Below are 7292 nucleotides of genomic sequence, written 5' to 3' on the forward strand. Positions count from 1 at the left end.
CGCATGGACAATGCCTTTGTCTCGGTTGACGACATGTGGCGTCGATCCGGCGTGCCATCGGAGGCGCTTGTCCAGCTTGCCAAGGCCGATGCCTTTCTGCCGTCGCTGAAGCTTGAGCGCCGCGACGCGCTCTGGGCGATCAAGGCGCTGCGCGACCAACCCTTGCCACTATTTGCGGCCGCCGCCGAACGGGAGATGGCTGCGATTGCCGAGCAGCAGGAGCCGGAGGTGGCACTTCGGCAGATGACGGACGGCCATAACGTCATCGAGGACTACAGCCATACCGGTCTGACATTGCGGCAGCATCCGATCGCCTTCCTGCGCAAGGATTTGTCAGTGCGCAACATCATCACCTGTACCGAGGCGATGAATTCTAGGGACGGGCGTTGGGTCTATACTGCCGGACTTGTCCTGGTGCGGCAAAAGCCCGGATCGGCCAAGGGCGTCATGTTCATCACCATTGAGGACGAGACCGGGCCGGCCAATCTCGTTGTCTGGCCGACGCTGTTTGAAAAACGCCGGCGGGTCGTTCTCGGATCCTCGATGATGGCCATCAATGGTCGGATCCAGCGGGAAGGGGAGGTCGTCCATCTTGTCGCCCAGCAGCTGTTCGACCTGTCAGGCGATCTGACCGGTCTGGCTGATCGTGATGAAGAGTTCAAGCTGCCGGCCGGCCGGGGTGATGAGTTCGCCCACGGATCGCCGGGAAGTTCGGATACGCGGGACAAGTCGAAGCCTGTTGTAGCCCCGCGCGACATTTTCACGCCCGATCTTCACATTGATACGCTGAAAATCAAAAGCCGGAACTTCCATTGATTTTCCCCATCGAGAGGCCAGTGGAAGCTTGGTATCGACAAGAAGACCCAGATTTCGGGACCGAGAATTCACGCAGAGCATAAAACAGAGAACCTCATGATACGCGCTTTCAAATCGTCGTCGAACTCAACCGAAATTATCAACCTCGACAGGGATGCCATCCGAGAAAACCATCGGAATGGTCGACAAACCAATATTATGTTCGACACCAATATCCTTATTGCAATCGAAAGCGCCTATAAGACTGGCCAGCGACACCAAGAACTTAAGAATGCTGGTGTTCTGGAACTGGCGAGACTCTTCGAGAAAACCTCCAGGTATGGCGTATTCATCTCGCCCGCAGCGGCTTACCAAGAACTGCCCCCAGCGCGTCGAGGCGACGTTGAAGCAGCGTTCGACAGGTTTCTTGCAGACTATCTGCCAAATTTCCGTGAGGACCCAAACTCGATAAAGGTTCCGTATGCTGGTGGAAAGATGGACCCTGAGTATTTTAGTGCGCTGTCGCTAGAGCGTCAGAAGGCAATCTCGTGCTCATATGCTTCGCTGCTCGCTATGAACGTCATACATCGATTAGAGGCGTTGAATGGCCTGGAAAAATTCGCCCTCTACATCGATTATTGCGCCGAGGTACTGGATCTCATCAGTCTCAAGGAACTGACGATCGCTCGATATGTCTTCGCCCCCGAAAATGGCTTAACTGACCAACTCAGGACGCGGAAAGTAGCTATCACAAACAACTTCGTGAAACTGAAAAAGGGTGGCGGCAAAGGCTTGACACCCGACAAAGTACTGGAGCGCATCGCTTTGAATGGAGCCAACGACCTGAAGCTGATTGCTGCTGCAGATATCGTGAACAATTCGCGCGAGCAGTTCAACTTCGGGATCATCGAGCATGATGTCTGGATCGCAACGAGCGACGACAAGCTCTACGAGTTTTGCTGCGCCTGCCCGGGCTACATGCGTCGGGAACGTGGCGGTCCCCTGGCTAGATATGTCGAGACACATACTGACATAAAAGGAACCCGCTACTGGCGGGATTCCATCGAAATACAACAGCGCAGACTTGAGGAGCGTTATTTCACGGTAGATCGCGAAAGGGAAATGGACTCAATCGTGCAGTCCGCCTTTGATATCGAGGCTGACCTGCTGAACGGTAAAGCTGACGATTATTTCAGGCTAAGGTCATGGCGATCTGCGCGAGTGATGCATGACTAATACGGGTCCTTCGCCCGGGGCCTCTAGACGCAAGTGTTCGAACCCATGCTTTCCCTCTGCCCCTCTAGCTGTCGAGGCAGTACGGCAATGTCCTCGCTTTTTATCACGCGTTCCGATTTCTTTCCTCTTTCCTGGGACCAAGAAGAGCAGAGCGTGCGATGGCCCTGTTGTCAAACCTCGACGCGCGCACGCTGTTCTCACCAGCTCAATCTTACCGCGCCTCTGTATTGATACCAAACCCGGCCTCTGAGGAGAGCAGATCTCGGCGAGATCCGCATTCGCTGTAAGGTTTGCTCCCGCATGATCATTGTCGGTTGAACGAGGTCCATAGGAGACGTCCCATTCCGCTCTTGATGGATGGCTTCCTGGTCCAGCCCCGGATCTCCGTCGATCAACCCGCTGCGGGGTCGGCTAGCAAGCTGCCGCCGCTCGGCTTCGCCCTCGCGGTGATCGCGACCGGTTCCGGACACTGACGGGAGCCATCGAGCGGGAATGGCCCGCTCCAAAGATGGAGCCCTCAGATGAACACCGATCTTTCCCTCGCCCAAAACCACGCCTTTCAGCTTTCCCGCACTCTGATGGTTCCGGTCACGCTCTTCCGGTCCGGCGGCGAGTTCGGCGTTTATCTAAACAGTCAATCTGTCTCACGGGCGTTTTCGACTCGCGATCGGGATAATTTCGCGTTGTAGCCGTAATGCCGTTGCTCCATGAGCTCGGATAGCGCACGTACTTGATGATGTTGGGCAAGGATGTCGTTGACGGCGCGAAGCTCTTGTTCGGCTCTGGAGGCTCCTACCGGCTGGTCTTCGGCATCACGCCGCACTCGGGATTCGATAACCGCCTTTCGAAAGACCGCCAGGACTTTCAAGGCGCGGTTCGCGGTTGCGCGACTGACGCCTGCCTCGACGGCGAGATTGACGACCGTCAGCCTGCCATCGGTCACGCGAGGACATCCATCAAACAGACGTGCCATCGCCTCGCTAAGGGCTTGTTCGGTGGCTGCGCTGACCGGCTTCATGATGTGCGTACCTTCAGCGGCGCGATAAGCTTTCGCTTTCGCTTGTTATCCGATCGCAGAGCCTCGCGTTGCAGCGGAGAGAGACGCTTATCGGCGAGAAGTTCCTCCGTCTGTGCAATCGAGGTTTCCCAGGGCGGCAGATGCCGCTCGACAAGGCAGGCATTGGGGCATCGGTCGGGAGCGCATCGCGACAGGACGGGCGCCGAGGCTGAAGGTTTCTCGGCTTCCCGGAGGCAGAGTGCGGTCAGCGGGTCGAAGAAGCAATCGTTCAGATATCCGACATGCAGTGTGCGCGCCAAATGTGCCAACATCGCCTTTAGGCGCTTCCGATCGGCCACTTGTCCCGGAAGCGGGCCGAGTTCGCGACCGACCCTTTCCAGTTCGGCCCCGACACGCTTGCCGGCCGGTCCCCCTGGACCGTGACCGCGCCGATGGTTTCCGAAGTAGTTGATGATGTCATCGAGTTGCCCGAGCGCCAGCTCCTGCTCGACCTCCTGCCTGAAGCCGGATGCGGACGAGCCGGCATAGCCGCCGAACATGGCTACGGAAGCATGCTTATACTGGATCTTGCCGGCTACGACCCCGAAGGGCCGGTTTGCGATGTACCAGGCCAGTGTTCGTCTGAACTGACGGGTGTTGAAGCGCCAGACGTCTCCTCCCATTCGGGGAATCAAAGGATTATCGTCTGCGCCATATCGTTCATCGAGGTGTTCGCGGAATCGGTTGATCTTCCTGGCAATCAGGATCGGCGTCTCGGCATTGTTCGTCTCGCGGTCATCAAGGGCAAGCCATAGCCGCTCGGTGCCCGCGTTCCGTCGGACCCGTTCCGAGAGACGCTCGGCAACCCTTATTGCCTGGACGGCGGGTTCGACGGTGATCCAATCAACCTGCTCGCCGCGAGCCCCGCGGTCCTTCCAGGTCACGCCCTCGATCGCCAGCCGTTCCGTTTGGCCATCCCGGCCGAGACTGCGTTTCAGGCAACCGGCTTGCAGCGACTGCACCTCGCCGTCGCGCATTCCCGTCAGATAGCTACATACGATGTAGGCGGCCGTCTGCAGATGCCTTTCTTCCCGTGCCAGGCTGATGGCATCGAAGCGCTCGCGCCAAGGCTGGCCAGTGTCGGGGTCGGGGCAGATTGGCGTGTCCATTCCGCCGACCTCGAATCCAAGTTCATCAGCAGCACCGTGAATCATCGACAACAAAGCCGGGTCTTTAAAGACCGTCGTTAGATGCAGCCCGCACTGCATGGTCACGAACTTCAGATTAATGACATTGCCATCGAACCTGCCATCCCGTGACAGCCTGCCGGTCACCCCTCCGATCGAAAGAGGCTTTTCCCAGACGGGGATACCTCGTTCTTCACGGCGACGCTTTTCTATCCAGGATTCGAGCACGATTGCGGGCCGCGTGTGGCGGCGGCGCGAACGAGCCGCGAAGCGGGCGTTCAGCGCATCCTCTTCATCTCGCGCAGCCAAAATATCCTCGGCAAAGTGCTCTATATATTTGAGAGACCAACGCAGCATCGGGCCGATTACAGCCTCCGGGATGCGCTCGGTCCGATTTTCCGAACTGCGTGTGCCCTGGCCGGTTGCCCGATAAACCGGCCGGCCGCGCCATGGCGCGAAGGTGAGGCCGCCACACGTCAGATTGGGCCCCAGGCGATGAAGCTGGACGATGGGTCGGAGGCACACGCCCACCCGTCCGGGTGTGATTGGGCGTGCCCGGTGGTGGGCCGCGTACGCATCGATAAGATCCTGATCGACCGCTGCCAGATCGAACCTGCCGATCCGCGAGCGAACGAAGTCCAGGAAGCGGCGCAGCGTGGCGAGCGCGCTATGGCCCGACACGGGCCTCAGCCGCGGCTCACCGTCGGCGAACCGTTCATTCATCCAGGCATAGATGTATTCCTTGGCCAGCAACCGCTCGGCGGCATAGGGGATCACGCTGAAGTCGACCGTTCGAAAGGCCTTTCGGGCCATGTTAAACATCGCCGGTGCCATATCCCAGACATCGTCGGCGAACCGCGAGAGCGTCGCTCGGTCCGTTCCATCCCTGAGAGGCATCGACGCCAGAACGATGTCGTCATCGGCCCTGATGCGCGAGGCGGTAAGCTGATCACTCAAATGAGGAGCAGCCGTCATGAGCCGTAGGCCTCTGGCGGAAGATAGAGCAGCGGCGCCGAGGCTTCTGCCGCCTCAATTCTTGCGTTTCCGACAACGGAGGGCGGGAACATGGGGAGGATCTGCTCCGTGATCCTGCGATAGGGCTGATCGAATTTGTCGTCCCAGTCGTTCAGCGGTAACGCCTTCCGCTGCTCGTCCATGAACGTTTGGAACGCAATCAGGGCCGGCAGTTTTCGTGCGGTGATGACCGCGTTGGAGCATTCCAGGCATCCCCAGAACGGCGTCGGACATGCTTCGCCTTCCCGACCGAAAGGGCTGGCTCGGAAGTTGCCGCATGCCGCGAGCCAAAGATCCTGCTCTCCACCGAGGAGCAGGCCGATCTTTTCAGGCGTCACCGGCAGCCCGGTCACGTCGGCTGAGGCTCGTAGCCGGGCTTCATCCGCAGGCAAAAGGATCCGAGGTTGCAGAGCCGGCGCCATCGCGTCGGCCAGCGCCTCAACTATCGTCTGCTCATGCAGATGCCGAAGGGCGGGGATGTCGGCATAGTGATTGGCCGCCACCGCTACCGTGTGGCCGACGGCGAAGATCTCCAATTGTCCTCCGGTCCGCTTGTACCAGTCAGCTTTCTGGGTCTTGCGCAGCCGGGAGAGATTGAGCGCGAGCGGTTTTCCGGCGTCATCGACGATTCCATACTTCTCGACAAAGGCGGTCACACAGGCCCCCAGATTTTTCGGTGACGACAGGCGCCCCGGCTTCCAGGTGATCCAGAGCTTGGTTGATCCCGTGTGCTGCCGCGACCGTTCCGTCAGCTTGATCGCCAGCCGCAGAAAGGCGCCGGGCGTCTCCCGACCGCCATCGCGGACACGCAACCGTTTCCACTGGGCTTGGTGCGCGCGCCGCTTTCGATATTCGATCTCGACGTAACCCCGGTTGGGATTGCGCAAGCAGTCGGCCTCAAGCCCGCGTAGCGCTTCGATCTCCATGCCGGTCGTCAAGGACAGCCAGACAAGAAAGCCGACAACATCGTACCGGGTTAGGTGGAAGCCGGCATGCAGCTCCTCGACCGGGGGCGGTTCGAGCCCGCATCTGTGGGCGTGGTAGCGCAGATTGTCGAATAAAGGACCATCTCCGGCGGCTGTTCCCGTCGTCACAATCTGCTCAACCACGAGGCCGTAGCGACGTTGTAATTCCGAATCACGGGCTACATCCAGAAGTGGGAGGGGCAGAGCCTCGCCCGTCGCTATCCGGTCGCGAGCTTCGATGATCTGATGCGTTGCCGCCTGCAGCAATGCCGCGGCAATCTTCCCGCTATAGGCATCACGCGGCTTGGAGACGCCGTGCTCCCCGTGGCCGATGTATTTCAGGCGAGGCAGTGTTTCGGCCTGAAGTCTTTCCGGGTCGAGTTCGGCGACCACGCGCAGCACCCCGATCAGAGCACCGAGCACATTGCGTTGATTTGGCCGTTCGCCGCCGTTCTGCTCCAGCCAATTCTCATAGGCGTTGATCACTGCCGGGTTTACGTCACCGAGACGGCGAGGCTCTACCGACGATCCTTCCAGGAATAGCCAGAACCGCCGCAGACGACGGACAAAGGTGCCTGCGGTTTTCCAGAGTGGGGCCGGTCCCATCCGGTGGAGATATTCCTGCAGGAACGGCGCAACGTCACGGGTCAGCGCCCTCAGCGGCCAGAAAGACAGATTGACGTCGACCGTCCCGGCATCTTCCGTCCGAAGGACGAAGACGAGCGGATCTTGCGGACTTTCGTCCCGTGTGTCGGACAATTCGATTCCAACTGGGAAAGTGGCATGACGACCGCGTTTCATCACGGGGGTCCACCAGCATTAATGCGCAGTTCCCAGGCTTCAACTGCTGCATCGATCATTTCCTGGCTTTCTTCCAGGCTCTCGAGATAGATATGAGTGCTTTCGATGCGGCTGTGGCCCAGCAGGCGCTGCAATTTCAGGAGTGGATCGCCAATCAGGCGGCGGTACGCCGCGCCGATATGGGATCGGCGCTCGTCGAGCACCCATCCGATCTGCTCACGCACGAGCAGCGACAGCATATGAACCGCAAAAGTGTGGCGCAGCATGTGCGGCGTGACGTCGAGATCGACCCCGAAC

The 7292-nt window shown here is 59.4% G+C and carries 5 protein-coding genes and 2 pseudogenes; 3 read left to right on the forward strand and 4 right to left on the reverse strand.

All coding sequences use genetic code 11. The features are described from left to right. The 3 genes and pseudogenes from RS75_RS24630 to RS75_RS27265 all read left to right on the forward strand — a co-directional run. Positions 1-816, forward strand: an 816-nt coding sequence (locus RS75_RS24630) for an OB-fold nucleic acid binding domain-containing protein (RefSeq protein WP_045025232.1), incomplete at its 5' end; no start/stop codon positions are given. Positions 817-912: 96 nt separating this feature from the next. Further along, on the forward strand, positions 913-2031 hold the full coding sequence (locus RS75_RS24635; protein ID WP_045025233.1) for a hypothetical protein: 1119 nt from the start codon (positions 913-915) through the stop codon (positions 2029-2031). A gap of 521 nt (positions 2032-2552) precedes the next feature. Further along, a pseudogene (locus RS75_RS27265) lies at positions 2553-2654 on the forward strand (helicase); the annotation flags it as partial. Between the two features lie 11 nt (positions 2655-2665). On the opposite strand, the gene RS75_RS24640 reads toward RS75_RS27265, so the two are convergent. The 4 genes and pseudogenes from RS75_RS24640 to RS75_RS24655 all read right to left on the reverse strand — a co-directional run. Next, positions 2666-3049, reverse strand: coding sequence for a hypothetical protein (locus RS75_RS24640; protein ID WP_152643201.1), 384 nt, complete (start codon positions 3047-3049; stop codon positions 2666-2668). After that, positions 3046-5190 carry a hypothetical protein gene (locus tag RS75_RS24645; RefSeq protein WP_045025234.1) on the reverse strand — a complete coding sequence of 715 codons (2145 nt, stop codon included), beginning with the start codon at positions 5188-5190 and terminating at the stop codon, positions 3046-3048. Before RS75_RS24645 ends, RS75_RS24640 begins: the two co-directional genes overlap by 4 nt. Beyond that, complete coding sequence (locus RS75_RS24650; RefSeq protein WP_045025235.1) at positions 5187-6995, reverse strand: hypothetical protein; 1809 nt, start codon at positions 6993-6995, stop codon at positions 5187-5189. Before RS75_RS24650 ends, RS75_RS24645 begins: the two co-directional genes overlap by 4 nt. Next, positions 6995-7292 (reverse strand): annotated as a pseudogene (locus RS75_RS24655) (integrase); the annotation flags it as partial. The pseudogene RS75_RS24655 and the gene RS75_RS24650, both read right to left, overlap by 1 nt.

The sequence above is a fragment of the Rhizobium nepotum 39/7 genome, assembly GCF_000949865.1.
Classification (GTDB): Bacteria; Pseudomonadota; Alphaproteobacteria; order Rhizobiales; family Rhizobiaceae; genus Agrobacterium; species Agrobacterium nepotum.

Coding starts and splice junctions, on each gene's coding strand:
- RS75_RS24640 (WP_152643201.1), bottom strand. CDS start 3,049: ATGAAGCCGGTCAGCGCAGCCACCGAACAAGCCCTTAGCGAGGCGATG.
- RS75_RS24635 (WP_045025233.1), top strand. CDS start 913: ATGATACGCGCTTTCAAATCGTCGTCGAACTCAACCGAAATTATCAAC.
- RS75_RS24650 (WP_045025235.1), bottom strand. CDS start 6,995: ATGAAACGCGGTCGTCATGCCACTTTCCCAGTTGGAATCGAATTGTCC.
- RS75_RS24645 (WP_045025234.1), bottom strand. CDS start 5,190: ATGACGGCTGCTCCTCATTTGAGTGATCAGCTTACCGCCTCGCGCATC.